Annotated in this window: 21 protein-coding genes; 5 read left to right on the forward strand and 16 right to left on the reverse strand. The window is 70.6% G+C overall.

The window, feature by feature from the left end:
- Positions 1–3: 3 nt before the first annotated feature.
- The gene (locus F3H10_RS02745; RefSeq protein WP_149783315.1) at positions 4–1353 is read right to left on the reverse strand and encodes an ABC transporter substrate-binding protein; all 1350 of its coding nucleotides are present in this window, start codon (positions 1351–1353) and stop codon (positions 4–6) included.
- 237 nt (positions 1354–1590) lie between these two features.
- Entirely contained in the window at positions 1591–2574 is a 984-nt protein-coding gene (locus F3H10_RS02750; protein WP_149783316.1) for an ornithine cyclodeaminase family protein, read from the reverse strand.
- 116 nt (positions 2575–2690) lie between these two features.
- On the opposite strand from F3H10_RS02750, the gene F3H10_RS02755 reads away from it, so the two are divergent.
- The gene (locus F3H10_RS02755) at positions 2691–3860 is read left to right on the forward strand and encodes an NAD(P)/FAD-dependent oxidoreductase (protein WP_149783317.1); all 1170 of its coding nucleotides are present in this window, start codon (positions 2691–2693) and stop codon (positions 3858–3860) included.
- A 52-nt stretch (positions 3861–3912) separates the two neighbouring features.
- On the opposite strand, the gene F3H10_RS02760 is transcribed toward F3H10_RS02755, so the two are convergent.
- The 6 genes from F3H10_RS02760 to F3H10_RS02785 form a co-directional block, all read right to left on the reverse strand.
- Complete coding sequence (locus tag F3H10_RS02760) at positions 3913–4857, reverse strand: helix-hairpin-helix domain-containing protein (RefSeq protein ID WP_149783318.1); 945 nt, start codon at positions 4855–4857, stop codon at positions 3913–3915.
- Positions 4858–4906: 49 nt separating this feature from the next.
- Complete coding sequence (locus F3H10_RS02765; protein ID WP_188127848.1) at positions 4907–5398, reverse strand: phage tail protein; 492 nt, start codon at positions 5396–5398, stop codon at positions 4907–4909.
- Positions 5399–5457: 59 nt separating this feature from the next.
- Entirely contained in the window at positions 5458–5898 is a 441-nt protein-coding gene (locus tag F3H10_RS02770) for a phage tail protein (RefSeq protein WP_149783320.1), read from the reverse strand.
- A 216-nt stretch (positions 5899–6114) separates the two neighbouring features.
- Positions 6115–7131, reverse strand: a complete 1017-nt coding sequence (locus tag F3H10_RS02775) for a threonine ammonia-lyase (RefSeq protein ID WP_149783321.1) — start codon at positions 7129–7131, stop codon at positions 6115–6117.
- Between the two features lie 190 nt (positions 7132–7321).
- Positions 7322–8596: an amidohydrolase gene (locus F3H10_RS02780; RefSeq protein ID WP_149783322.1), complete on the reverse strand. Its 1275-nt coding sequence runs from the start codon at positions 8594–8596 to the stop codon at positions 7322–7324.
- 61 nt (positions 8597–8657) lie between these two features.
- Positions 8658–9905: an ArgE/DapE family deacylase gene (locus F3H10_RS02785; RefSeq protein WP_149783323.1), complete on the reverse strand. Its 1248-nt coding sequence runs from the start codon at positions 9903–9905 to the stop codon at positions 8658–8660.
- A 390-nt stretch (positions 9906–10295) separates the two neighbouring features.
- On the opposite strand from F3H10_RS02785, the gene F3H10_RS02790 reads away from it, so the two are divergent.
- On the forward strand, positions 10296–11747 hold the full coding sequence (locus F3H10_RS02790; protein WP_149783324.1) for an MATE family efflux transporter: 1452 nt from the start codon (positions 10296–10298) through the stop codon (positions 11745–11747).
- A 27-nt stretch (positions 11748–11774) separates the two neighbouring features.
- Here the strand turns inward: F3H10_RS02790 and F3H10_RS02795 are convergent, their stop codons facing one another.
- Positions 11775–12377: an LURP-one-related/scramblase family protein gene (locus F3H10_RS02795; protein ID WP_149783325.1), complete on the reverse strand. Its 603-nt coding sequence runs from the start codon at positions 12375–12377 to the stop codon at positions 11775–11777.
- 94 nt (positions 12378–12471) lie between these two features.
- Here F3H10_RS02795 and F3H10_RS02800 point away from each other — a divergent pair, with 94 nt between their 5' ends.
- Complete coding sequence (locus F3H10_RS02800) at positions 12472–13344, forward strand: EamA family transporter (RefSeq protein ID WP_149783326.1); 873 nt, start codon at positions 12472–12474, stop codon at positions 13342–13344.
- A gap of 44 nt (positions 13345–13388) precedes the next feature.
- On the opposite strand, the gene F3H10_RS02805 is transcribed toward F3H10_RS02800, so the two are convergent.
- The 5 genes from F3H10_RS02805 to F3H10_RS02825 all read right to left on the reverse strand — a co-directional run bounded on the left by F3H10_RS02805 (position 13389) and on the right by F3H10_RS02825 (position 19870).
- Positions 13389–14621 (reverse strand): Zn-dependent hydrolase, encoded by a 1233-nt coding sequence (locus F3H10_RS02805; protein WP_149783327.1) that lies wholly within the window; start codon positions 14619–14621, stop codon positions 13389–13391.
- A 153-nt stretch (positions 14622–14774) separates the two neighbouring features.
- On the reverse strand, positions 14775–16451 hold the full coding sequence (locus F3H10_RS02810; protein WP_149783328.1) for a thiamine pyrophosphate-binding protein: 1677 nt from the start codon (positions 16449–16451) through the stop codon (positions 14775–14777).
- 121 nt (positions 16452–16572) lie between these two features.
- Positions 16573–17673 carry an ABC transporter permease gene (locus tag F3H10_RS02815; protein ID WP_149783435.1) on the reverse strand — a complete coding sequence of 367 codons (1101 nt, stop codon included), beginning with the start codon at positions 17671–17673 and terminating at the stop codon, positions 16573–16575.
- A gap of 38 nt (positions 17674–17711) precedes the next feature.
- Positions 17712–18377 (reverse strand): ABC transporter ATP-binding protein, encoded by a 666-nt coding sequence (locus F3H10_RS02820; protein ID WP_149783329.1) that lies wholly within the window; start codon positions 18375–18377, stop codon positions 17712–17714.
- Positions 18374–19870, reverse strand: coding sequence for a COG1361 family protein (locus F3H10_RS02825; RefSeq protein ID WP_149783330.1), 1497 nt, complete (start codon positions 19868–19870; stop codon positions 18374–18376). The genes F3H10_RS02820 and F3H10_RS02825 overlap by 4 nt, the downstream gene beginning before the upstream one ends.
- 316 nt (positions 19871–20186) lie before the next feature.
- On the opposite strand from F3H10_RS02825, the gene F3H10_RS02830 reads away from it, so the two are divergent.
- Entirely contained in the window at positions 20187–20906 is a 720-nt protein-coding gene (locus F3H10_RS02830) for an SDR family NAD(P)-dependent oxidoreductase (RefSeq protein ID WP_149783331.1), read from the forward strand.
- A gap of 130 nt (positions 20907–21036) precedes the next feature.
- The gene (locus tag F3H10_RS02835; RefSeq protein ID WP_149783332.1) at positions 21037–21819 is read left to right on the forward strand and encodes a hypothetical protein; all 783 of its coding nucleotides are present in this window, start codon (positions 21037–21039) and stop codon (positions 21817–21819) included.
- Between the two features lie 47 nt (positions 21820–21866).
- Here F3H10_RS02835 and F3H10_RS02840 read toward each other — a convergent pair whose 3' ends face one another.
- Positions 21867–23243, reverse strand: a complete 1377-nt coding sequence (locus F3H10_RS02840; RefSeq protein WP_149783333.1) for an FAD-binding oxidoreductase — start codon at positions 23241–23243, stop codon at positions 21867–21869.
- Between the two features lie 66 nt (positions 23244–23309).
- Positions 23310–24479 (reverse strand): pyridoxal phosphate-dependent aminotransferase, encoded by a 1170-nt coding sequence (locus F3H10_RS02845; protein WP_149783334.1) that lies wholly within the window; start codon positions 24477–24479, stop codon positions 23310–23312.
- Between the last annotated feature and the right edge of the window lie 135 nt (positions 24480–24614).

A 24614-nucleotide genomic window follows, 5' to 3' on the forward strand; every position in this document is an offset into this window, starting at 1 on the left:
GGATCAGTATTCGCCTTCGGCGACGTACTCCCGGATGTCCTCGGCCGGGACCTCGCTCGTCGACTCGAAGCCGTTCTCTCCGGCGGTGCTGATCGTGACGCTCCCGAAGACGTTACCGTGTTGGGTGAAGTTCACGGGCGTCGCCGCGCCCTCGTAGGTGATCTCCTCGCCGTTCGCGAGCGCCTCCTTCCCCTCGGCGAAGGTGTGAACGACCGTGCCGCCGCTTCGGCTGACCGGACCGAGGTTCCGCTGGATGGCCTCGGGGCTCGCCTCGCCCGCCCGCTCGATCGCCAGGGCGGTCACCATGAGCGCGTCCCACGCCGGCGGCGTCCAGGCGTTGATCTCCGCGTCGCCGTCCTGCCCGGAGTAGGCCTCCTCGAAGGTGTCGTAGCTCGGTCCGGACTGGCCGGGCGATCCGGCCCACGCACCGTGGATGTCGCTGCCGACCTGGTCGATGATGGCCTGCTGTGCCAGCGGGTCCGAGAGGATGGGTTGGCGGCCGTAGCCGCCGTCGGACCAGTCGTTGAGCGCCGTGATCGCCGACTCCTGGGGGAGACTGACGAGGAAGGCGTCGAAGTCGGCGTCGAAGAGTCGGCTGAGCGCCGACTGATAGCTCGAGTTTCCGAGTTCGACCTCCACCCGCTCGGCGACGGTCCCGCCGTTGTTCTCGTAGACCTCGAGGAACCCCTCGACGTAGCTGCGCTCCCCCTCGGTGGTCCCGTTGATCACGCCGAGCGTGTCGAGGTCGTTCTCGAGCGCGTACACCGCGCTCCCGCTGGTGTGGACGGTGTCGCCAACGACGGTCCGCCAGATCCACTCGTCGTCCGAGAGGTCCTCCGGCGTTCCCTTGTCGCCGCCGCGCGTGTCGAGGAACGTCGACCCCGGCCACGGGGTGACGATCGGCACCTCGAAGTCTTGGAGGAAGTCCCAGAGCGGGTTGATCTCGCTCGAGTAGAGGCCGACGATCCCCGCCACGCCGTCGTTCTCGATGAGCTGGGTCGTGACGGTCCGCGCCTCCTGGGGGTCGACGGCGGTGTCCCGACGGACCACCTCCAACTCCGCATCGAGCGGTCCGCCGGCCTCGTTGATGTGGGCGACGGCGGCGTCGGTCGCCTGCGAGACGCCGGGCTGGAGGAAGTCCCACTGTCCGCTCAGCGACGCGGGCTGGCCGAGGGCGATGGTGTCGGGGCCGCCGCCGCCGTCGCTCGACCCGTCGTCACTCGATCCGTCCCCGCTCCCGTCGTCCCCGCTGCTTCCATCTCCGCTCCCGTCGTCGCTCGATCCGTCCCCGCTCCCGTCGTCGCCGCTCCCTTCGCCGCCGCCGAAGCTCACGCAGCCGGCGAGTCCGACCATCCCACCGCTCCCGGCGAGAGTCAAAAACGTCCGACGGTTCGCGCGTCTATTGGTATCGGGTGACATTCCGATACTGGATCCCGTACACCGGGTATTAAAAACGGACCCGACCATGGTCGACGCAGTGAGAGAAATCGCCAATTGAGTCGGGTATCCTACACTATCGCGGTCCCGCGTGTCGTTCGGCGTTTCGCCGACGACGGATCGAACCCGGTCGTTCGGCGTCGCCGATCGCCGCTACAGCGAGACCTCGGTCCCGTCGCCCGCTTCCCTGGCCTCCCGGTAGACCGTCTCGCCCGCCGCGGCGTCCAGCGTCGCGGACCCGACGCTGGCGACCACCAACACCCCGTCGGGTGACTCCCGGACGTACCCGTCCGCGAGGGGAACGCCGAGCTCGACCAGATCGTCGGCGTCGAAGTCGCTCGCGAGGAGGTCCCCGGTCTCGGCGACCTCCTCGGGCACGTCGGCGAACACGCGCTCGGCGCGCTCGAGGACGGCGGGGTGAAGCTCCTGGGTCTCCGCCGTGAAGGCACCGACGGCGACGACGAGGGTTCCCTCCTCGAGCGCGTCGGGCGGGAAGACGGGGTCGGTCGCGGTCGTCGCGGTCACGACCACGTCCGCCCCCTCGACCGCCTCCCCGGGCGTGTCGACCGCGCGCGCCGGGATCCCCTCCTCGCTCAGGTCGGCGGCACACGCCCTCCGCGAGTCGCTCGGCGAGTGGACCCGCACGTCCGAGAGCGGCGCGACGGTCGCGATCGCGCGGGTCTGCCAGCGCGCCTGCGCGCCCGCGCCGAGGACCCCGAGCGTGAGGCCCTCGCCGTCCGGTTCCGGAGCCAGTTCCCGGACCGAGACCGCACCGATACAGCCCGTCCGGGCGTTCGTGATCGTCGTCCCCGCCATGAACGCCTTCGGGAGCCCCGTCCGGGCGTCCGTGAGCGCGATCTGGGCGTTGATCGTCGGGAGGCCACGCTCCGCGTTCCCCTCGTGGACGCCGACCAGTTTCGTCGCGTAGTGGTCCGCCCCGTGGACGTACGCCGGCATCGCGATCCCGGTTCCCGCGGGCTCGTCGCCGTCGAGGCCCGCGCCGACGGGGAAGTGCGGCCGGTGCGGCCGCTCGACCTCGCCGGCGGCCTGTTTGACCAACGCGTCGTTCACCACGTCGACGAGTCCCGCCAGATCGAGGCTCCGTTCGACCTCCGCCGCGGAGAGTACGAGCACCATGTCCGGGGCGTCGCCCCCCGGCGACTTAGCCTGATCGTCGGCCCGGTCGGTCAGCGTGATCGCCGGACCGGTCGGCGGCGTCGTACGTTTATGTTCCGGGGGGTCGATCGGGGGACATGGACGCACTCGTCGTCGGCGGGGGAGTCGTCGGACTCTCCGCCGCGTACGCGCTTTCCGACCGCGACGTGAACGTGACGCTCGTCGAGAAGGGCTCGCTCGGGAACGCGAGCACCGCTCGCTCGGCCGGCGGGATCCGGTCGCAGTTCTCCACGCGCGTGAACGTCGAACTCTCGCTCGCCAGCAAGGAGGTCTGGAACTCCTTCGAGGAACGGTTCGGGGTGGACATCGGGCTCCGGAAGAACGGCTACCTGTTTCTCGCCCGCTCGGAGGCGACCGCGGAGCGGTTCCGCGAGAACGTCGAGATGCAACGCGAACTCGGCGCGGAGAGCGAACTCCTCACGCCCGCGGAGGCGACCGAGCACTGTCCGGGGCTCGACCCCGAGCCGTTCGTCGCGGCGACGTACAACCCCGACGACGGCATCGCCGACCCGAACCTCGCCGTCCAGGGATACGCCGAGGCCGCCCGCGAGCGCGGCGTCGAGATTCGGACGAAGACTGCCGTGACCGACCTCCACCGCGAGGGCGACCGCGTCGTCGGCGCGGACCTCCGGGAGGTCGGCGCGGAGCGATCGGAGCGCGTCGAGGTCGACCGCGTCGTCAACGCCGCGGGCGCGTGGGCCGCGGCGATCGGCGAGATGGCCGGCGTCGACCTCCCGATCGCGCCCCGACGGCGGCAGATCGCCGTCGTCGATCCCACGCCGCCGGTTCCCGAGTCGGTCCCGCTGACGATCGACCTCGAGACGGGGTCGTACTTCCGCCCCGAACGGGACGGGGTGGCGCTCGTCGGCGGCCACTTCGACGGGGACGACGACCCCGATCAGGACCCCGACGCCTACGACGAGGGGATGGACGTCGAGTGGGCGGCCCGCGCGGTCGAGAACGCCGCCGAGTACACGGAGTACTTCGGGCTCGACACCCGGATCCAGCGCGGCTGGGCCGGGTTGTACGCGGTCACGCCCGATCACCACCCGGTCGTCGAGGAGACGATCCCCGGTCTGGTGACCGTCGCGGGCTTCTCTGGGCACGGGTTCCAGCACGCGCCCGCCTCCGGACGGATCGCCGCCGACCTCGTCGTCGACGGCGAGACCGATCTCCTCGACGTCTCCCCGCTCGCGGGCGACCGGTTCGAGCGCGGCGACACGCTCACCGAGCGGAGCGTCGCCTGAGAGAGGGTGGGGCGGCTCCCTCCGCCACCCGGGCATCGCTACCCCCGCGGCCTCATCGCTCCCGGACGGCGTCGGCCGGGAGCAACACGCCGCCCGAGCGGAGCAGGCCCGGAGCGGTCCCGTCGCCGGCGTCGGCGGCGAGACTCCCGAGCGCGCGACGGCCCGGAACGGCCACGACGCCGGGCGAGAGGAACGACGCCCGCCGAGGGAGTTCCGCTCCCGGAACGGTCGCCCCGGCGTCGAACCCCGCGCCCTCCGGGAGGACCCGGTCGCCGGGGAGGTACGTCCCCGCCGAGGCGAGCAGTTCCGCCTCGGCGGGCTCCCCGAGATCGAACGACTCGCCGCGACGCAGGACCGTCCCGTTCCGCAGGACGGCGTCGAGCTCGGCCTCGAGTTCCGGACGGCGCTCGTATAGGTCGCCGACGACGTCGCCGGGGATCAGGGTCCCCGGACGGAGGACGCCGGTCAGGAAGGAGCCGTCGCCGGATCGGGAGTCGTCCTCGGCGTCCGCGAGCGCCTCGTAGAGGCCGGGGGCGGCCGCGGCCGTCCGTTCCGGCGGGCACCACACGACCGTCCCGTCGGCCGGATCCGACCCGAGGAACCCGTCGCCGGGAACCGACGCCAGCGCGTGTCGCCAGGGTTCGGGGTGGTCGGTTCCGCCGGCGCGCGTCAGGAACGCGCGCCCCGGAACGACCACGACCGCGTCGGCGGCGGCCACCCGCCTCGTCGTCACGTAGCCGCCGGTGGCGGCTTCTCCCGACGACCTGGTTCCGGGTCGTTCCCGCGGCGCCCCGCCCTTCCCGCCTCCCTCCTCGGCGGCGATCCGCCTCGCGGAGGAGCGGACCCGTCGCGCGCGCTGTCGACCGACCCCGTCGAGCAGGTCCGCCAGCCCGTCGATCGGGGCGTTCGCGACCTCCTCGACCGATCCCAGTCCGTGATCGCGGAGTCGCGCCGCGCGGACCTCGCCGATCCCGTAGACGTCCTCGAGCGAACTCACGGCCGACACCTCGGGGGCGACGGGGCGGCGGGGACGGCGGCTCGTCGGATCACTCCGCGGACACCTCCGTGATCCCGTCGTGTGCCAACTCGAACGTCTCCGTCGCGACGCCCGAGCCGAGGGCCGAGAGCGTCGGACCGTCCCATCGCACCGGGCGCGCGCGCTCGCACCGCCAGACGCGGGCGGGATCGCCGCGTTCGTCCAACAGGACCACTCGGACGGGTCGCGTCGTGCCGTGGCCGTCGGTCCACTCGCGGAACCACTCCCACAGCGCCGTCCGGTCGGTCACGCCGCGCCGGAGCTCGAGCCGCGGCGACGCGGATGCGGATCCGCGGCCATCGGGATCCTCGGTTCGAGCGCCTCCCCACGACGCGTCGCGAACAAGGAGCCGTCGCCAGAGCGGTCCGTCAGCCTCCGTCCCGTCGTCGACGGCACGCGCCGACAGGCCGCGGACCTCGCTGAACCCCGCCGTGCCGACCGCGTCGACCTCGACCAGGAACCGGTGGCTCGGATACGGGTCGGTTCGGTCATCCGCCGACATCGTGCCTCCGTCCCTCTCGCTTCCGCGACGACCGCGGGAGTGCTCGGCGATCGAACATGCTACGCGGTCCGTTCCATCCCCTCGTGGACGATCCCGAGCCGCTCGATCGCGACCTCGGAGCGGTCGGCGGCGAGGTCGGGCGCGACGTAGCGGCTCGGCCACGCGTTCCTGAACTCCCATCGCGGCCCGGAGCTGCCCTCCTCGTCGAGGAGGACGACCGCGATCGGCCGGCGCGCCTCGCCGAGTTTTCCCTGCTCGACCAGCTTCCGCCACTCGTAGAGCGCGATGGAGTCGTCGGTCGCGCCGCTCTCCAACACGAGCGGGTCGTACCGGCCGAGCCCGCCGAGCTTGCGCGGAGTGGGCGGCTCGTTCCCCTCGCGGTACTCGATCACGTCACTCCGGGCGGTCGGGAGCGAACAGCGGCTGAACCCCGCCTTCGCGACGCCGTCGATCTCGAGCAGGTATCGGATCTTCCGGTACGGCCCGTGTCTATCCGGCATCGGCACGCCCCCGTGGGTCCCGTCCGCTCTCGTTCGTCGGTGCGGCGCCCGTCGGTACGCCGTCCCCCGGTGCGGCGACCGTCGCGGCCGCGGATGTGTCCCGTGTCATGGTACTCGTTGTCTATTGACAACTAACCTAACCAAACGACGGGCCTCCCAATTAATCCTGTCGGGCGAGCGGGCGGTGACGCGGGGGTACACCCGCCACGCGCCGTCTCACGGGGGCGCGACCGCCCGTCGGAGCTTCTCGGTCGAGAGGTTCCGGCCGGTGACCGGGACGACGACCGTCTCGCCCGCCACGTCGTCCATCGACCGCACGGCGGCGACGGCGGACGCGGAGGCCCCCTCGATGAGGATCCGCTCCGCCGCCAGCACGTCACGGACGCCGTCCCAGATCGCCTCCTCGGGAACGGTGATCAGGTCGTCCAGCCGGTCGCGGAGGACCCCGACCGTGAGCGCGAACGGGACCCGCGAGGAGATGCCCTCCGCCTCCGTCGTCGCCGACTCCGCCGGATCGAGGTGCCCCTCGTGGTACGCGCGGTAGGTCGCGTCTGCCGCCGCGGACTGGACGCCGATTACCTCCGCGCCGCCGATCGCGCCGGTCGTGAGACAGTAGCCCGCCGCGCCGCTCCCGCCGCCGACCGGACACACGACCCGGTCGACGGCGGGCAGCGCCTCCAGTACCTCCAGCCCGGCCGTGGCGACGCCGGCGACGAGGTCGGGCTCGTTCGCCGAGTGGACGTAGCGGAGTCCGTCCTCGGCCGCCCGGCCCTCGGCCCACTCGCGCGCCTCGTCGTAGTCGGCGCCGGTCGCGACGACCTCCGCGCCGAACCGCTCCATTGCGGCCACCTTCTCCGGGTTCGGATCGGCGGGGACGGCGATCGTCACCGGGACGCCGAACTCGCGGCCGGCGTAGGCGACCGACTGGCCGTGGTTCCCCGTCGACGCGGCGATGAGGCCCGCCTCGCGGAACTCCTCGGGAAGCCGGTGGCCGAGCGTGACGCCGCCCCGGACCTTGAACGCGCCCGTCGGGAGCGTGTCCTCGCGCTTGAAGTAGACGTCCGCGCCGGTCTCCGCGGAGAGCGCCTCGCTCCTGACCAGCGGCGTCCGCGGGAGGTACCGGCGGACGATCTCACGGGCCTCGTACGCGTCTCCCGGCTCCGGCGGCGTGAGGTCGTGATACGGGAAGACCGTCGTCTCGTCGGGCGAGTCGACGGGTTCGTATCGGCTCACGGTCGCGACCTCTCGAGGTACCTACCGAACGCGTTTCGGTTCCCGAAACGGCCGTCCTTTTCGAACGTCGACGTCGCGCGTCTCGTGTCATCACGCCTCATGGGTATCGCCTTGCTACGCCGTCTCTACCGGCGTCGATAAACGCTTCGCATGAGGGTCCGATTCGCCGGCTTCACCCGGTTCGCGTCCGCTACTCCGCGGCCGATATCGACCGTATCGCGTCGGTCAAGGTGTCGACCGCGAGCGGAATGACCGCCTCGTCGACGTCGAACGTCGCGGTGTGGTGGCCGGTGGGGTTGCTCGCGCCGAACCCGACGTAGGTCGCGTCGCCGCCGTTCCGCTGGACCGCCCGCATCAGCCGCGTCGCGTCCTCGCTGCCGCCGAGCGCGTCGCCCTCGTCGGGCGTGACGGTGGCGTCGTGTCCGGCCGCGGCCGCGGAGACGGCGTCGACGAGCGAGTCGTCACACTCGGAACTCGGGGCCCCGTTGCGGAACGACACGTCCACCTCGCAGTCGTGGAGCTCGGCCGCGCTCCGGAGCACGCGGAGGGCGTGGTCCTCGACGTAGTTCCTGAGCTCCGTCGTCGTCCCGCGGACCTCCCCCTCGAGCGAGGCCGACTCGGGCACGATGTTCGTCGCGGTCCCGCCCTCGACGACGCCGACGTTGACCCGCGTCGCGCCGTCGCCGTGCCGGGGGATCGCGTGGAGGTTCCCGACCGCGGTCGACAGGGCCTGGATGGCGTGTGCGCCCTCCTGCGGGCTGTTGCCGGCGTGAGCCGGCGACCCCTCGAACGTCGCCTCGAAGCCGTTGATCGCGAGGAACGACTCGATGCCGGGGACCACCACTCCGGTCTCGACGTCGAGGCCGACGTGGACGGCGATGAGGGAGTCGACGTCATCGAGGTGGCCGCTGCCGACGACGGAGGCCGCGCCCGCGCCCAGCTCCTCGGCGGGCTGGAAGAGCACCTTGAGCGTTCCCTCGAAGTCGCTCTCCTTTACGGCCTCGAGGACGCCGACGCCGATGGCGGCGTGTGCGTCGTGTCCGCAGGCGTGCATGCGATCGTCGTACGTCGACCGGAACCCCTCGGCGGCGGGGACGTGGTCGGGGTCCTCGGACTCCGACTGGGGGAGGCCGTCGATGTCGACCCGGACCAGCACGGTCGGGCCCTCTCCCTTCCGGAGGACCGCGAGCGCGCCGGTGTAGCCGTCCTCGACCTTCGAGAGCACGTCCTCGTCGACGCCGGTCTCGCGGGCGCGCTCTCTGGCGCGCGCCAACTGGTCGTCGGTCGGCGGACGGATCCGCTCCTCACGGTGGACCTCGCTGCCGACGTACAGCTCGTCGGGACCGATCGCCTCCAGCTCCTCGACGATCCGGTCGGTGGTGTAGAACTCGCGCCAGCCGATCTCGGGACGCCGGTGGAGGTCGCGACGCAACTCGATCAGTCGGGACTGCGATTGGGCGTTCACGGGGGGAGTTGGCGGAAGGGCCGCTTAAACGTTGACCCGGTCGCCGATCGCCGGTCGGACCTCAGTACGACTCGAGCGTCGACGCGGTCGCGTCGGCGATGACTTCACTCGCGAGCCGCACGTCCGTCCACTCGACGTGCTCGTCGGGCTTGTGTGCGAGATCGACGGATCCGGGGCCGAACACGACGGTCGGGATCCCGGCGTCGAGGTAGTGGCGGGCGTCGGTGCCGCCGGTGAACCCCTCGTAGTTCGGCTCGATCCCGCGGTCGCTCGCGGCCTCGGCCACACGCTCGACCACCGGCTCGTCCCGGCTCACCTCCGACCCCTCGAACTGGACCGAGAAGCGCTCGAAGGTGGGCGGGTGCTCGGTGAGCCACTCGCTTTCGGCGATGACCTCGTCGAGCCGCTCCCGGAACTCGGCTTCGACTCCCGCGACCGTCTCGTGGGGGGCGACGCCGATACGGATCTCCGATGTGAGGTGTGAGGGGACCGACGACGCCCAGTCGCCGGCCTCGACGGTGCCGAAGTTGATCGGCCACGGGTTGTCGAACGCCTCGAAGAGGGGGTGAGTGACGCGCTCGGCGCGCTCGCGTTCGAGGTCCTCGAACGCGTGGCGGATCCGCTCGAAGTGCGGGAGCACCGACTCGCCCTCCCAGGTGCGCGCGGCGTGTGCCGACTCGCCGAAGACCTCGAGCCGCTTCATCAGGCTCCCCTCGGCGGCGACCACGAGCGAGAAGTCGGTCGGCTCGGCGATGATCGCCGCGTCGCGCTCGAAGGGGTACGGGTTCTTCTCGGCGGCGACCGCCGCGCCGATCCCGCCCTCCTCCTCGCCGACGACGCCCTCGACGACGATCCGTCCGTTGAGGCCGAGCTCGTCCGCACGCGCCTCGACCGCGAGCGCGGCGAAGACGCAGGCGGCGAGCCCGCTCTTCATGTCGAGCGACCCGCGCCCGTAGAGGCGACCGTCCTCCCAACGGGGGTCGAACGGGGCCTCCGTCCAGGAGCCCTCGTCGACGGGGACCACGTCGACGTGGCCGTTCAACACGACGGTCGGCCCGTCGTCGGGGTCGCCGAGCTCCAGGACGCCGCCGAGGCTCGGCCGGTCCTCCAACTCGAGCGTCTCGACCGGCGGGAACGACGGGTGTGCCGCCAGGACCTCCGGGTCCGGCTCCCACTCGTAGACCTCGAAGCCGAGGTCGGCGAGGTGGTCGCGGAACCAGGACTGAACCGCCGCCTCCTCGCCCGGATAGCTCTCGAAGGAAACCAGTTCTCGGATCGTCTCCCGTAACGCGTCTTCGCGGACGTCCATGCTATCGGGTGGTACCATCACCACCCATAACAGATTTCGGATCCTGCGATCCGGTACCGCATCCCGGACGGTCGCGAACGAGCGCTGCGCCGGCGTGACCCACGACGGTGACCGCTCCGGGTCGTGGTGATCGCACCTGCGCCGAGTCGTTTCCGGACGCCTCGTCGGCGTTCTGAGCCGGTCGGACCGCTCCGTCAGTTCCCGCCTGATATCAGGTCAGAGTAGCGGTCGTGATACGATTCGATCAGTCGCATATTGCCGATTCATGGGCTACATTCGGCGACTATCCAGTGGATCGTGCTTCCAAAGTCTTTTGACTAACTAGTCAGTAAGTACCCATACGACCGACATGGACGACATCGAGATCACTCCTTCGGAGGCGACGCGCTGATGGGTGTCCTGCGTCGGATCGACTCGCTGTTCAAGGGCCCCGAGGAGTTCGATCTCACCTCCGGCGGCATCGGCAAGCCCCTGTTCTTCCTCTCGATGCCGATCGTCGTCACGAACCTCTTTCAGACCGCGTACAACCTCGCCGACACCTTCTGGCTCGGCCAGTACAGCACGGACGCGCTGGCGGCGATCAGCTTCGCGTTCCCGATGGTGTTCCTGCTCATCTCGCTGGGGATGGGGATCTCCGTCGCGGGCAGCGTCCTCGTCGCACAGTACACCGGAGCGGAGGAGGCGCGGGAAGCGGAGTACGCCGCCTCCCAGACGGTGACGTTCGCGGTGATCGCCTCGGTGCTGCTCGGGGGCGTCGGCTACTTCCTCGTCGAGGAGTTCCTCGGGATAATGGGCGCATCGGAGAGCGTCCTCCCGCTGGCGGCGCGATACATGGAGACCATCTCGGCGGGGCTCGTCTTCATGTTCGGCTTCGCGGTGTTCATCGCGCTCATGCGCGGGTACGGCGACACGATCACGCCGATGCTCGTGATGTTCGGGTCCGTGGTGCTCAACATCGCGCTCGACCCGTTCCTGATCTTCGGCTGGGGGCCGTTCCCCGCGCTCGGGATCGAGGGAGCCGCCATCGCGACGGTGTTCTCCCGGGCGCTGGCGCTCGTCGTCGGTCTCGCGATCATGTTCCGCGGGACCCGCGGGGTCCGGATCCGCCTCGGCGACATGGCGCCCGACGGGGACTACCTGCGCCGGCTTCTACGGATCGGCCTCCCCGCGACGGTCGAGGGGACGGGCCGGGCGCTGTCGATGAACCTGCTCCTGTTCATCGTCGCGCTCTTTCCCGACCCGATCGTCGCCGCCTACGGCATCGGGACGCGGGTCTTCTCGGTGGTGTTCCTGCCGGCGATCGCGGTCGCCCGCGGCGTCGAGACGATGACCGGCCAGAACGTCGGCGCGGGCGAGCCCGACCGCGCCGAGCGAGCCGCCGATCTGGCCGCGAAGACGCTCTTCGGGATCCTCTCCGCCGTCGGGATCCTCGTGTTCCTCGTCCCCGAGCCGATCGTCTCGGTGTTCGTCGGGGCGGACCAGGTCGCCGCCGACCGGGTCGTGGCGGTCGGCTCGCAGTTCCTGCGGGTGGTCGCGTTGACCTTCGGGTTCATCGGGATCATGCGGGCGTACACCGGGAGCTTCCGGGGCGCCGGAAAGACGCTCACGGCCGCCGCCATCTCCGTGTTGATGCTCGGCGTCATCCGGTTCCCGATCGCGTGGGTCGCCGCCGGCCGGATCGGCGAGACGGGCATCTGGCTGTCGTTCGCGGTCTCGAACGTCGTCGGCGCGGCGATCGCCTACGTCTGGTACCGCCGCGGAACCTGGCGCACGGGGGATCTCACCGAGCGAACCGTCGACGCCGACGAGCCGATCGCGACCGCCGAGTCGACGGACGACTGAGGGAGTTCGGGGACGTCGCCGGCCGCCTCACTGGTTCTCCAACGCGTCGAGGACGCACGCGCAGGCGATCACCGCCTCCTTCGGGACGTCGCTCGCGTCGTCGATGCTGACCGTATAGGCGTCCCGCAGCGAGAACTTCCCCTCGATGTCGCCAACGTGGTCGCCGTCGGCGTCGAATATTTCGTACTTGTTCGGGACGAGGTTCGCGACCGAGACGAGGTGTCGAAGCGCCGAGAGGAGTTTGTTCTTCGACCGGATGGTCGCCAGCGCCTCGCCCGTCTCGGGGTCACGGATCGTCCAGTTCTCCATCAGAAACGAGAGGTCCTCGTCGAGGACGACGACCTCCTCGCCGGTTCCCGCGTCGGTGAGGGCGTAACTGCCCGCGACGTCCATGATCCCGCCGGCCTTGACCGTGAACGCGTCCTCGCCGTCGCCGGTGACGAACGGGAACTCCTCTTTCATCTTGAACAGCTTCTGTTTCCCGCGGAGGACGACGTTTCCCGCGCCGTCTCGGACGGCGTACTTGTTCCGGATCGTGGACTGTTTCACCTCGTAGCGGTCGTCGACGAGGTCGACCGTCGAGATGTCGTAGCGGTTCGGTCGCGATCCGGAGGTGGAGGGCTCGACCATGGGTAACGGGACGCCACGGGCCGCAAAAAGGTCCCGCTCGGTAGCGGTCGGTCGATCGAACGCCTCTTGGGTCGACCGTTCGTCGGAGCGATCGATGGACTTGGGCCTCGGGTTCGCGGTCGTCGCCGCCGTCGTCTGGGGCGTCTACGTCTTCGTACTGAAGCGGTGGTTCGAGGGGTACTCCGCGGCCGCACTCACCGTCTGTATCAACTCGTTCGCGCTGGCGTGGTACGCCCCGGTCACCCTCGCCGACCGCGGCGGTTCCCTCGCCGCACTCGGCGGGTTCGGACCTCCCGAGGTCGGGATCGTCGCGCTCACCGTCGTGGCGACCGCGCTCGCGTTCGTCCTCTTCTTACGGGCGATAGCCGAGGGACAGGTCTCGTACGTGACGCCGATCAACAAGGTCGTGCCGATGTTCGTCCTCCCGCTCGAGGTGCTGCTGCTCGGGGAGGTGTTGAGCCCCGTTCAGGTCCTCGGGGTCCTCGTCGCGACGTTCGCGGTGTACGTCGCCAATTACGAGCCGGGGGGACTCCTCGAGCCGTTCCGCAAGGCGGCCCGATCGCGCCCGGCCCAACTCGCGCTGGTGAGCGCGATGTGTTACGCGGTGAGCGACCTCGGCAAACGCGTCGCGCTCCAGGAGCTCGCGCTCCCCGAGACGCTGTGGGTCCCCCTGCTTCTGGTCGGCGTCGCGCTCGTCCTGCTTCCGAGCGCTGTCCGAAACCCGCCCACCGGGGTCCGCGCGGACCTCCCGAAGCTGGCCGCCGCGGGCGGGATCGTCGCGGTCGGCGAGCACGTCACGACGCTCGCGTTCGCGTCGTTGCCCGCCAGCATCGCCTCGCCGGTGATCAACACGCAGGCGATCGTCGCGGTCGTCCTCGGCGGCGTCCTGCTCGGCGAGCGCTACTTCCGGATCCGGCTGATCGCGGCGCTGCTCGCGGTGGTCGGCGTGACGCTGATCGCGCTTTGAGGTGAAACCCGCCTCGCTCCGCGTCCGCCGGCCGCCACGTCGCCTCACTTCGCGTTCGCCAGCCGCTTCACCGTCTCGACGTACACGCGCGCGCCCTCCTCGGCGTCCGCCCACTCCGTGAACTCGGCCTCGTTGTGGGTCTTGCCGTCGACGCTCGGCACGAACAGCATGGCGGTGTCCGTCATCTCGTTCACGTAGCTCGCGTCGTGGCCGGCCCCGCTCACCATCGCCCGGTGGGACGCGCCGACAGCGTCGGCGGCGGCGAGCGCCGTCTCGGCGACGGTCGGGGAGAACTCGGTGTGGGGGATCCGCCAGATCTCCTCGAGGTCGTACTCGACGCCCTCGCGCTCGCAGGCGGTCTCGACCTCGCGTTCCACGGCCTCGACGAGGTCGCCGACGACCGCGTCGTCGTAGCTGCGCACGTCGACGGTGAACCGGACCTCGGAGGGGATGACGTTGATCGACCCCGGCGCCACCTCGAGTTCCCCGACGGTCGTCACCACGTCGTCGGCGAAGCGATTCGACAGCCGCCGGACCGCTCCGACGACGTCCGAGGCGGCGACGAGCGCGTCCTTCCGGGAGTACATCGGGGACGGTCCGGCGTGGTCGGCGTCGCCGTGGACCACCACCTCGAGCCACGCCATCCCGAACACGCCCTCGACGACGCCGACCGAGAGTCCCTCGTCCTCGAGTTTGGGTCCCTGCTCGACGTGGAGTTCGAGCGAGGAGTGGTACTCCTCGCGGGGACCGACCGGGTCGTCGCCGCGATACCCGATCCGATCGAGCGCCTCCGCGACGGTCACGCCGTCGGCGTCCGCGTGCTCGAGGACTTCCTCGAGGTCGAGTTCGCCGGTGAACGCCCCGCTTCCCATCAACGCCGGCTTGAACCGCGACCCCTCCTCGTTGGTCCAGTTCACGATCTCGATCGGCCGGCGGTGCTCGACGCCCTCGTCGTCGAACGCCCGGAGCGTCTCGAGCGCGGAGAGGACGCCGAGCTGGCCGTCGAACCGGCCGCCGTACGGCTGTGAGTCGAGGTGCGACCCGATGAGCACCGGCTCGGCGTCGGGGTCGGTTCCCTCCGCGCGCCCGAAGACGTTGCCGATCCGGTCGATCCGAACCTCGAGTCCGAGGTCCTCCAGGTCCGAGACGAACAGGTCCCGTACCTCTCTATCCTCCTCGGAGAGCGCCAGCCGGTGGAGGCCGTCGGCGTCGGTTCGGCCGATCTCGGAGTACCGTTCGAACGTCTCCCTGAACCGTTCGGGGTCGATGGTGACCATGTCTCCCACTGCGTCGAAGGGGCAACTAAAACCAGCGGCCGGCGGGTCGGGGAATCAGAGTCGGGGAATCGGGTCGGCGGGTCGGCGTGGAAGGCAGGGAGTCAGCGTGGAGGTCGGGGAGTCGAGGTCGGGGAGACGGAAACGAGTCGACCCTCAGTCGTGGATCGCGACGTCGAGGACGGTCGGACCGTCCCGCTCACGGCTTTCGGATATCGCGTCGGCGATCGCGTCGGGGTCGTCGACGAGCTCGCCCGTCGCGCCGTAGCTCTCCGCGTTCGCTGGGATGTCCATCGGCGGCTCGAAGTCCATCGCGGTGAAGTCGTGGTCGCCCTCCTCCCCGCCCAGCACCCGGAGCGTGTTGTCCTTTAAGATCCGGTAGTTCCGGTTGTCGGCGACGACCGTGGTGAGGTCCACGCCGTGTCGCACGGCCGAGTAGATCGCCTGCGGGTAGTAGAAGTACGACCCGTCGCCGATGAACGCGACCACGTCGCGCGGGTCGGGACGCTCGCGCTCGGCGATGGCCGCCCCGATCGCCGCGGGGAGCCCGTAGCCGAGCCCGCCGCTCTTGTTCGCGATCCACTGTTCGGGGCCGAGCGGGACGCTCCACCGGACCGCGTGGCCCGCGGTAACGCCCTCGTTGACGACGAGCGCGTCCGATGCGGCCTCGGCCATCGCTTCACCCAGTTGGCCCTTGGAGGCGCGCGGGTCGTCCGGGTCGGGAGCGGCGGGGCGCTGGTCCTCGCGGATCGCCGCGACGCGCTCTCGGGCGCGGTCGAGCCGGTCGTCGCGCTCGCTCGCGGGGAGGTCCTCCGAGAGGAGTTCCGTGAGCTCGCGGAACACGTGTTCGGGGTCGCCGAGCACCGACGCGTCCGCGGGCCAGTTCTTCCCGAGCTCCCAGCCGTCAGGGCCGATCTGGACGATCGTCGCGTCGGCGAGCAGTTCTTCGTCGTGCGCGAGCGAGGTCGTCGCCGAGCCGCAGCCGACGAACACGACCGTGTCGCCGTCGACGGTCTCGACGAACCCGGGCTCGGTCCCCGGCACCGTCCCGCCCCAGAGTTCGTGGTCGGTCGGGAAGTTCGACTCCGCGGTGATGAACTCGCCGTGGACCCGGACGCCGGCCGACTCCGCGAAGTCGACGGCCGCCTCGATAGCGGCGGGGCCCGACCGGGCGACCTCGTCGCCGATCACCATCACGGGCTCGTCGGCCTCGGCCACGAGGCGCGCGGCGGCCGCGACCGCGTCGGGGTCGCCGCGTCCCGCGTCGGGGATCGGGCCGAGCCGCTGGACCCCGGCGTCGGTCTCGTCGGTCATCACGTCGACCGGCAACTCGAGGAAGACCGGGCCCGTCGGCGGGGTGAGCGCCTGTCGCACCGCCCGCCGCAGCATCGCCGGGAGGGCGTCGACGGAGGGGACGGAGGCGCTCCACTTCGTGTACTGGTCGACGAGCGCCTCGAGGTCGCCGTGGAGGATGGGCTCCTCGTGTTGGAAGTCGGTGCTGTAGTTGCCCGCGGTGACGAGGAGCGGCGAGCCGGAGAAGGCGGCACCGATGACGTTGCCGACGCCGTGTGCGAGCCCCGGCGCGACGTGGAGGTTCGTGACGCCGAGCGGGTTCACGGAGTCGTCGTGATGCGAGTGGTACCGTCGCGCCGTCGCGTACCCGGCGGCCATCCCGGTGGCCACGTCCTCGTGGAGGGCGAGGACGTACTCGATCGAGCTGTCCGAGACCGCCTGAACGGTCGGAAGCTCCGTCGTTCCGGGGTTTCCGAAGACGTGTTCTACGCCGTACTCCTCCAACGCGTCGACCAGATATTCCGCCCCGGTGACTGCCATGCTCGGAGGGTCTCGCCCGACCGAAAAAACGATTTGGGCCTCGGAACGCCCGGCCGACGAACGGGCGGTCGACGAACGAGCGGTCGACGGTGGCGACGCCGACGCCGTCGGCGGCGTGCGCTCAGCCGCGGAGCGCCTCCACGGGGGACTCGTTCGCGGCCTTCCAGGCGGGATACACGCCGCTCAGGACGCTGGCCGTCACCGCGAACCCGAAGCCGTACACCAGATACCGCGAACTGGCCCACCCGAGCGCCCCGGTCGCGTCGCCCGTGATCACGTGGAACAATACCATCCCCGTCGCGAGCGACACGAGCGCGCCGATCAGGCCGCCGAGCGCGCCCAACAGCGTCGCCTCGGTCAGGATCATCCGCAACACCTCGCCACGGCGGATCCCGACCGCCCGGAGCACGCCGATCTCCCCGCGGCGTTCGACCGTGCTCATCAACATCACGTTGAGGATGGCGACGCTCGCGACGACCAGCGAGATCCCGCCGATCCCGAGCAGGGCGAGCGACAGCGTGTCCAGGAAGCCGCCGACCTGTGCCCGGTTCCCGAACGTGGTGACGCGCAGTTCCTCGTCGTTCTCGGCGTTGAACCGGGTGTCGAGCCGGTCGCCGATCCGGCCGGCCGCGTCGCCGTCGGCCGCGATGATCGTCACCGTGTCGTAGTGTCGCTGGTCGGCGAGTCCCGACACCGGGATCACGAGATCTCCGCCGCCGAAGCCGAACGAGTGCTCCGACTCGATGAACCCGCGGATCCGGTAGATCCGCCCGTCGTACTCGACGGGATCGCCGGACTCGAGACCGAGCCTGTCCGCCGTGGCGTTGCTGATCAACGCGCCGGAGTGTAACCGCTCGGGGGCCTCCCCCTCGGTGAGGTCGTACAGCGCGCTCGCGTCGGTCACCCCCGTCACGCTCATCCTCGCCTCCATGCCGTTTCTCGCCTCGAGCGTCGTCGCGTTCGTCTTCTGAGGGATCACCCGCGCGTCGGTCACGATCGCGCGCATCTCCTCGACCTGCTCTTCCGTCACCCCGTCCGTGTCGCTGTCCGGCCCCGAGGAGACGGTCACCTCGTTCGTGAGATCGCCGAGCTGTGCGGTCGCCTGCTGTTCGAGCGCGACGGTGGCCATCCCCAGCGAACAGATGGCGACCACGCCGATGACGATCCCGAGCGCCGCGAGGGCCGTTCGGAGCCTGTTCCGCCCGAGGTTGCGCCACGCCATCAGCACGCTCGGGAACCGCCAGAGGAGGGAGGCGATCCTCACGGCCGCGTCACCCCGTCGACGAGCCGAACGACCCGATCGGCGTACTCGACCAGCTGTTCGTCGTGCGTGATCGCGACGACGGCGAGGTCCTCCTCGTTTTTCAGCCGCGTGATCTCGTCGAGGATGGTCCCTCCCGTCTCCTGATCGAGGTTCCCCGTCGGCTCGTCCGCGAGGAGCACCTCCGGCTCGTTGACCAGCGACCGCGCGATCGCGACGCGCTGTTTCTGTCCGCCCGACAGCTCGTCGGGCGTGTGCGTGAGCCTGTCGCCGAGGCCGACCCGGCGAAGCAGGTCGACGGCGCGGTCGTGCCGGTCGACGGACGTGTCCCACATCGAGGGGAGTTCGACGTTCTCGACGGCGGTGAGCATCGGGAGGAGATGGAAGTCCTGGAAGACGAACCCGAGCGCGGAGCGGCGCTCCTCGGTGCGCTCGTCCTCACTGAGATCCGTCACGTTCCGACCCTGGAGCGAGACGGTGCCCTCGGTGGGCTCGTCGAGCAGGCCGATCAGGTTGAGCATCGTGCTCTTGCCGCTCCCGGAGGGACCGGTGATGGTGACCATCTCGCCGCGTTCGGCCGAGAAGTCGACGCGTTTCAGTGCATCGATGATCTCGGCACCGCTCTCGTAGCGTTTGCCCACGCCGCGGAGTTCGACGACGCTCATTCGCGGTTCCAGAGGTAGTAGAGCCCGCCGGCGGCACCGATAAGCGCGATGACCCCGACGAGTATCGGGAGCGTCGGGAGCCCGGAGTCGCCCGGCGGTCCCTGCGGGCCTCCACTGCCGCCGGACGGCCCGCCGCCGCTCTGCTCGCTCGTCGCGGCTCCCGTCGGCGGGAACCCGGTCGAGGAGACCTCCACCGGCCGGACCGTCGTGACTCGCTCGCCGTCGACGAGGTAGGACACCTCGACGGGGACCTCGGTGGTCCCGTTCCCGACGGACGCGGCGAGTTCGAAGGTGGCGAACTCGCTGGCGTCGACCGCGCCGACGAAGTACTCGCCGGACCCGCCCTCGGGCGTGACGCCGTCGCCGCCTCGCACGCTCACGAGGACGGACTCGGCGTCGCTCCCGCCGACGTTCGCCGCCTCGCCGTCGATCGAAACGCTCCCGGCGCGCCGCGTGGCCTCGACCGCGGTCAGGCGTATCTCCCCGGAAACGTCCGGTTCGAGAGCGACCTCGCGGGAGACCTCGTGGGTCTCCCCGTTCGCGGCGTAGCTCGCGGTGAACGTGACGTTCCCCGCGTCGTATCCCTCGGTGTCGAACGCCGCCGACCGGTTCTCGTCAGCCGGGACGTCACGGGTGTACCGCCGGTCGCGTACCTCGCCGTCGACCACCGCTGCGACCTCGACGTCGGAGAACGCCACGTTCCCGTAGTTCTCGAGGGAGACCGTCGTCCGGTCGGGGGCGCTCCCGGCGATCGAGAGGTCGCCGCGCACGTCGGGCGTCTCGCCGAGGGCGCGCCTGACCTCGTGGGTCTCCCCGTTCGCGGAGTAGTTCGCGACGAACGCGAGGTCGTCCACGTCGTCTCCCTCGGTGTCGAAGGTCACCGTTCGGTCGTCGCCCGGCGCGACGTCGAGCGCGTGTCGTCGGGCCCGGCGTTCGTCCCCGCTCATCGCGGCGATCTCGACGTCGGTGAAGTCCACGTTCCCGTAGTTGGTGAGCGTGACGGCGGTCTCCCCGGAGGCGTTCCGGTCCACCGAGAGGTCGCCGTCGGCGTCGGGTTCCTCGACGTCGACCACGAGGGGGTACGAGTACGAGTTCGAGTCGCCCGCGCCGTCCCTGACGACGACGTGGACGGTGACCCGCTTTTCACCGGGGGTATCGAAGACCGTCGTCACCGGGACGGTCACGCTCCCGCCGGGGGCGACCGATCCGACGTTCTCGACGCGCTCGTACTCGGTCGGCCAGTCGCGGAGGTACACGTCGGTGACCTCGACGGTCCCGTTGGTCCCTTCGAGGTTGGAGACCGTCGCCTCCATCGTGACGGTCTCGCCGACGACCGGGGAGTCCGGCGACGACGTGACGGAGGTCACTTGGACGGCGGGGGCGTCGGCCGAGGCGGTCGTCGCCGTCCCGCCGAGCGAACTCACGAGGAGGACACAGACGAGGAGGACGCCGCCGGCGACCGCCGAGACGGCGCGGAGGCGCTTCACTCGCATGTCACGTCGACCGGAGTCCGGATCGATCGCGGCGAGGAACGGGGAACCTGTGCGTCGGGATCACGCGGTACGCGTCGGTGGAGGGCTGATCGCTGCACACGTCCTCGGACAACGTCCTCCGTTAAATCGTCTTCCCCGGAAGCGCGTCAGTCTCCCCGGGAACGGACTCCGTTTCCTCCGGCGGACGTCCCCGTCGACCGTCGGTCCGCTCCTTCCCCCGAACCGCCCGTCGCGCGTCGGAGTCGCCCGTCGAGGCTCGGGGCGTCCCTTCGACGCTCGGGGTGTACTTTTGGGTCACGGGCGCGTACGCGAACGCATGACGCGCACTGTCGTCGTCGCCGGCGCGGGTCCGGGGCTCGGAGCGTCGATCGCACGGAAGTTCGCCGCCGAGGGGTGTCGGGTCGCGCTGTTCGCCCGGTCGGAGGCGTACGTCGAGGAGCTCGCGGCCGACCTCCCGGAACCCGGCGAGGGACTCGCGGTGCCGGTCGACCTCACGGACGTCGATCGGGTTCGCGAGGGGTTCGAGACGGTTCGGGAGGCGTTCGGCCCCGTGGACATCCTCGTCAACCACGCGAGCGCGGCCTCCTGGACGGGGCTCATGGACACGAGCGTCGAGGAGTTCGAGGAGGCGTGGGCCGTCAACGGACGCGGCGCGTTCGTCTGCTCGCGGGAGGCCGTCGCCGACATGCTCGAGACGGGCGGCGGAACGGTGCTCTTCACCGGCGCGACCTCCGCGGTGCGGAGCCGCGGCGGGGCGATCGGCTTCACCGCCGCGAAGTTCGCCGCCCGCGGGATGGCGATGGACATCGCTCAGGAGTTCGGGCCGGAGGGGGTCCACGTCGCCCACGTCGTGATCGACGGGCAGATCGACTCGCCGGAGGCCCGCGAGCGCCGGCCGGACCGCGGGGCGGAGACGTTCCTCGATCCCGACGAGCTGGCCGAGACGTACTGGCACCTCGTGGAGCGGGACGACGTCGGCACGCAGCCGTTCGAGGTCCACGTCACGAACGGGCCGCGACCCTCGGAGTTCGTCTGATCCGTCTCGGACCCTTGGGGACGAGAACGTCGAGAGAGCGACCGTCACGCGACCGAAACCCCACCGCCGCGGACCCCCCACCGAAGCCGATCCGGTCGTTTTATTACGCTCGTGGTTTCGATTCGATGACATGGCCCTCCAACTCGGCCAGGCGGTTAGCGACGGCATCGGACGAATACTCACCAGGACCGGCGGGATCCTCCTCGCGGGGCTGCTCGCCATTCAACTGGTCACCCAGGCGGCGGTCAACACCGCCGTGATCGGCTACCTTCCCCCGGAGGTGGCCGCGCAGTTCGGCGAGACCGCGGGACTGGCGCTGCCCGTCCCCGGAGAGGTCGGGCTCGCGCTCCTCGCCGCGACGCTGCTCGCGAGCTCCGTCTACTTCGTGGTGCTCTCGCGGGCGCTGGCCCGCCCCGCCCGCGACCTCGCGTCGTTCCCCTCGGAGCTGTTCACGCGGCGGACCGGCCGGGCGACCCTCTCGATGGTCGTCGGCGGCGTCGTCGTGTCGATCGCGGTCACGCTCGGGTTCGCGGCGCTCTTCTTCCCCGGGATCTTCCTCGCCGCCTCGTTCCTGTTCTTCACGTTCGCGGTCGGCGTCGAGGACCGTGGAACGGTCGGTGCGCTCAAGCGGAGCTGGGCGCTCGCGCGCGGTAACCGACTCAAGCTCGCCCTGCTCGTGGTCCTCTCCGGCGGGATCGGCGGCACCGTCGGCGCGGTCGGGTCGATCCTGGACCTCGCGGGGCTCGCGCTCGCCTCCGAGGTCGCCGTGAGCGTCGTCACCAGCGTCCTCTTCACCGTGCTGTACGCGGTGATCGCCGCCGCGTATCTCCAACTTCGCGACGAGCCGTCCGGCGGCTCCGGCGGCGCCGTGACGGCGGACCCGATCGACGCCTCCTCGACGGCGGAGCTGTAGGGACTCCGCGACCCGGCGACCGGACGACCCGGCTCCCGACCCCGCGCTCACTCCGGGAAGACCTTCCCCGGATTGAGCGTCCCGTGCGGGTCGAGCGCGTCCTTGATCGACCGCATCGCTGCGACGCCGGTCTCGCCGTGTTCGACCGGCAGGAACTCGCGTTTCCCCTGCCCGATCCCGTGCTCGCCGGTGGCGGTCCCCCCGAGGTCGATCGCCTCCGTGACGATCGAGTCGTAGATCTCGTGGGCCTCCGCGACGGCCCCCTCCTCGTCGGGGTCGACGAGCACGTCGAAGTGGACGTTGCCGTCGCCGGCGTGCCCGAACGTCGGGATCGGCACGTCGTGGGCGTCGGCCACCGCGTGGACGTGCGCGACGATGCTCGAGAAGGAGCCGATCGGCACCGCGACGTCGCCGGCGTGAAGCGACTCCAACTCGGGGTAGTACGCCCGGACCGCGTCCGCCAGCTCGTGCCGCGGCTTCCAGACCTCCTCGGGGTCGGTCTCGCCGTCGAGGAGGACCTCGATCGGGTCGTGGGCGTCGAGTATCGTCCGACAGAACTCGACCTCCCGCTCGAGGCCGTGGTCGGCCTGGAACTCCAAGAAGAGCGTCGGTCCCTCGGGGAACTCGGAGCCGACGTAGTCGTTCACCATCCGGGCGCTCAAGCCGTCGACGAGTTCCACGGCGCTGACGTCGACGCCCGAGGAGACGAGGTCGGCGGCGGCCGCGGTCGCGTCCTCGAGCGTCCCGAACGTGGCCCGCCCGACACGCGTCCGCTCGGGCCGGCCGGCGAGCGAGAGCGTCGCCCGCGTCACCACGCCGAGGGTGCCCTCGCTGCCGACGATCAGGTCACGGAGGTCGTACCCCGAGGAGGTCTTCTCGGCGCGGGTCCCCGCCGTGAGCACGGAGCCGTCGGCGAGGACGACCTCGATCTCACGGACCCAGTCGCCGACCTTCCCGTACTTGACGGTCCGTTTCCCGCTGGCGTTCGTCGCGATCATCCCGCCGATCGTCGCCATGTCGCCGGAGGTGGGAAGCGGCGGGAAGAAGAGACCGTGGGCGGCGACCGCCTCGTCGACGTCGGCACCGATCACGCCGGGCTCGACGTCGATCTGGCGGTCCTCCGGCCGGACGTCGAGCACGGCGTCCATCCGGGTCAGATCGAGACTGATCCCGCCGTTTGCGGGGACTGCGTTGCCCTCGATTCCCGTCCCCGCGGCGAAGGGCGTGACGGGGATCCCCCGCTCCGTCGCGGCCGCGAGCACCGCCGACACCTCCTCCGTCGACTCCGGCCAGACGACGACGTCGGGCGGGGAGGCCGACTCGGGCGACGTACCCCAGTCGGTCCCGTGGTAGTCGCGGTCGGCGTCCGTCGTCGACACCTGGTTCGGCGAGAGGATCGAGCGGAGAAACGACGCGTCGGTCATGCGGGAGGCTGGCGGGTGACGGGCAAAAAGGTAGCGCCGGTCGGATCCCCTCTCGAATCGACGACGCTACGCCTCCCAAAAGCGGCTCTCGTCGAGGCGGTCGATGGCGCGGTCGATCGTCTCCTCGTTCCGCGAGAAGGTGAATCGGACCCACTCCTCGCCCTCGTCGGTGTAGAAGCTGCTTCCGGGGACCGCGGCGACGCCCGCCTCGCGGATGAGCCGGAAACAGAACTCCGTGTCGTCCTCGTCGGTCGGATAGCGCGTCAGCATGTAGTACGCGCCGTCCGGCTTCACGGGGTCGAGCCCGACGGACCGGAGGCCGTCGTACAGCTGTTCCCGCCGGCGCTCGTAGGAATCGGAGAGCTCCTCGTAGTAGCTCTCGGGCAGCGAGAGCGCCTCGACGCCGGCGTGCTGGAACGGGGTCGGCGCGCAGATGCTCGTGTAGTCGTGGAACTTCCGCAGCTCCGCCGAGAGCGGCTCGGGCGCGAGCACGAAGCCGACGCGCCACCCGGTGACCGAGTACGTCTTCGACATCCCCGTACAGACGACGGTCCGCTCGGCGAGGCCGTCGACCGTCACCGGACTCCGGTAGTCGTCCGCGTAGACGATGTGCTCGTAGATCTCGTCGGTGATCACGATCAGGTCCTCCTCGACGGCGACCTCGGCTATCAGTTCCAGTTCCTCGGGCGTGAACACCTTCCCGGTGGGGTTGTGCGGGTGGTTCAAGATCAGGATCGACGCGTCGGCGGCGGCCTCGCGGAGCGCGTCCGCCTCGACGGCCAGCCCGTCGGTGATGTCGATCGGGACCGGCTCCCCCTCGGCGAACTGGACGCCGGGGATGTAGCTCTCGTAGGTCGGCTCGAAGTAGACGACGCCGTCGCCGGGGTCACAGAGCGCTAAAAGCGCGGACATGAGGCCCTCGCTCGTCCCGCTCGTGATCGTCACCTCCGTCTCGGGGTCGTAGGAGACCCCCTTCCAGTCGGCGTAGCGGTCGGCGACCGCCTCCCGCAGCGCGGGGAGCCCCCAGGTGATGGTGTACTGGCTGTCCGTGTCGATCGCCTCCCGGGCGGCCTCCTTGACCGAGGGCGGCGTCTCGTCCTCGTCCGGGATCCCCTGTGAGAGGTTGATCGCGTCGTGGGCGTGTGCCTCCCGGGTCATCTCCCGGATGACCGACTCGTTCATCCCGCCGACGCGGCGGCTCCCGAGCGACCGATCGAACGCGTTTTCGAAGGTCATACCCTCGCTACCGAGGCGACCGGGAAAACGGATCGGGTTCCGGCCGCGTCCCTCCGTGATCGATGACGTGGATCGGCCGACGACGTGGTCGTCGGTCGCCGGACGACGCCGACCGCGTGTGATCGTCTCTCGACC

This window comes from Halorubrum aquaticum (assembly GCF_900113615.1).
In the GTDB taxonomy this organism is placed as follows: domain Archaea; phylum Halobacteriota; class Halobacteria; order Halobacteriales; family Haloferacaceae; genus Halorubrum; species Halorubrum aquaticum.

What these genes read in the sequence shown, in the direction of transcription:
- F3H10_RS02745 (WP_149783315.1), bottom strand. Translation starts at nt 1,353, where the DNA reads ATGGTCGGACTCGCCGGCTGCGTGAGCTTCGGCGGCGGCGAAGGGAGC.
- F3H10_RS02750 (WP_149783316.1), bottom strand. Translation starts at nt 2,574, where the DNA reads ATGGTGCTCGTACTCTCCGCGGCGGAGGTCGAACGGAGCCTCGATCTG.
- F3H10_RS02755 (WP_149783317.1), top strand. Translation starts at nt 2,691, where the DNA reads ATGGACGCACTCGTCGTCGGCGGGGGAGTCGTCGGACTCTCCGCCGCG.
- F3H10_RS02765 (WP_188127848.1), bottom strand. Translation starts at nt 5,398, where the DNA reads ATGTCGGCGGATGACCGAACCGACCCGTATCCGAGCCACCGGTTCCTG.
- F3H10_RS02770 (WP_149783320.1), bottom strand. Translation starts at nt 5,898, where the DNA reads ATGCCGGATAGACACGGGCCGTACCGGAAGATCCGATACCTGCTCGAG.
- F3H10_RS02785 (WP_149783323.1), bottom strand. Translation starts at nt 9,905, where the DNA reads ATGGACGTCCGCGAAGACGCGTTACGGGAGACGATCCGAGAACTGGTT.
- F3H10_RS02790 (WP_149783324.1), top strand. Translation starts at nt 10,296, where the DNA reads ATGGGTGTCCTGCGTCGGATCGACTCGCTGTTCAAGGGCCCCGAGGAG.
- F3H10_RS02795 (WP_149783325.1), bottom strand. Translation starts at nt 12,377, where the DNA reads ATGGTCGAGCCCTCCACCTCCGGATCGCGACCGAACCGCTACGACATC.
- F3H10_RS02800 (WP_149783326.1), top strand. Translation starts at nt 12,472, where the DNA reads ATGGACTTGGGCCTCGGGTTCGCGGTCGTCGCCGCCGTCGTCTGGGGC.
- F3H10_RS02805 (WP_149783327.1), bottom strand. Translation starts at nt 14,621, where the DNA reads ATGGTCACCATCGACCCCGAACGGTTCAGGGAGACGTTCGAACGGTAC.
- F3H10_RS02810 (WP_149783328.1), bottom strand. Translation starts at nt 16,451, where the DNA reads ATGGCAGTCACCGGGGCGGAATATCTGGTCGACGCGTTGGAGGAGTAC.
- F3H10_RS02815 (WP_149783435.1), bottom strand. Translation starts at nt 17,673, where the DNA reads ATGGCGTGGCGCAACCTCGGGCGGAACAGGCTCCGAACGGCCCTCGCG.
- F3H10_RS02820 (WP_149783329.1), bottom strand. Translation starts at nt 18,377, where the DNA reads ATGAGCGTCGTCGAACTCCGCGGCGTGGGCAAACGCTACGAGAGCGGT.
- F3H10_RS02825 (WP_149783330.1), bottom strand. Translation starts at nt 19,870, where the DNA reads ATGCGAGTGAAGCGCCTCCGCGCCGTCTCGGCGGTCGCCGGCGGCGTC.
- F3H10_RS02830 (WP_149783331.1), top strand. Translation starts at nt 20,187, where the DNA reads ATGACGCGCACTGTCGTCGTCGCCGGCGCGGGTCCGGGGCTCGGAGCG.
- F3H10_RS02835 (WP_149783332.1), top strand. Translation starts at nt 21,037, where the DNA reads ATGGCCCTCCAACTCGGCCAGGCGGTTAGCGACGGCATCGGACGAATA.
- F3H10_RS02840 (WP_149783333.1), bottom strand. Translation starts at nt 23,243, where the DNA reads ATGACCGACGCGTCGTTTCTCCGCTCGATCCTCTCGCCGAACCAGGTG.
- F3H10_RS02845 (WP_149783334.1), bottom strand. Translation starts at nt 24,479, where the DNA reads ATGACCTTCGAAAACGCGTTCGATCGGTCGCTCGGGAGCCGCCGCGTC.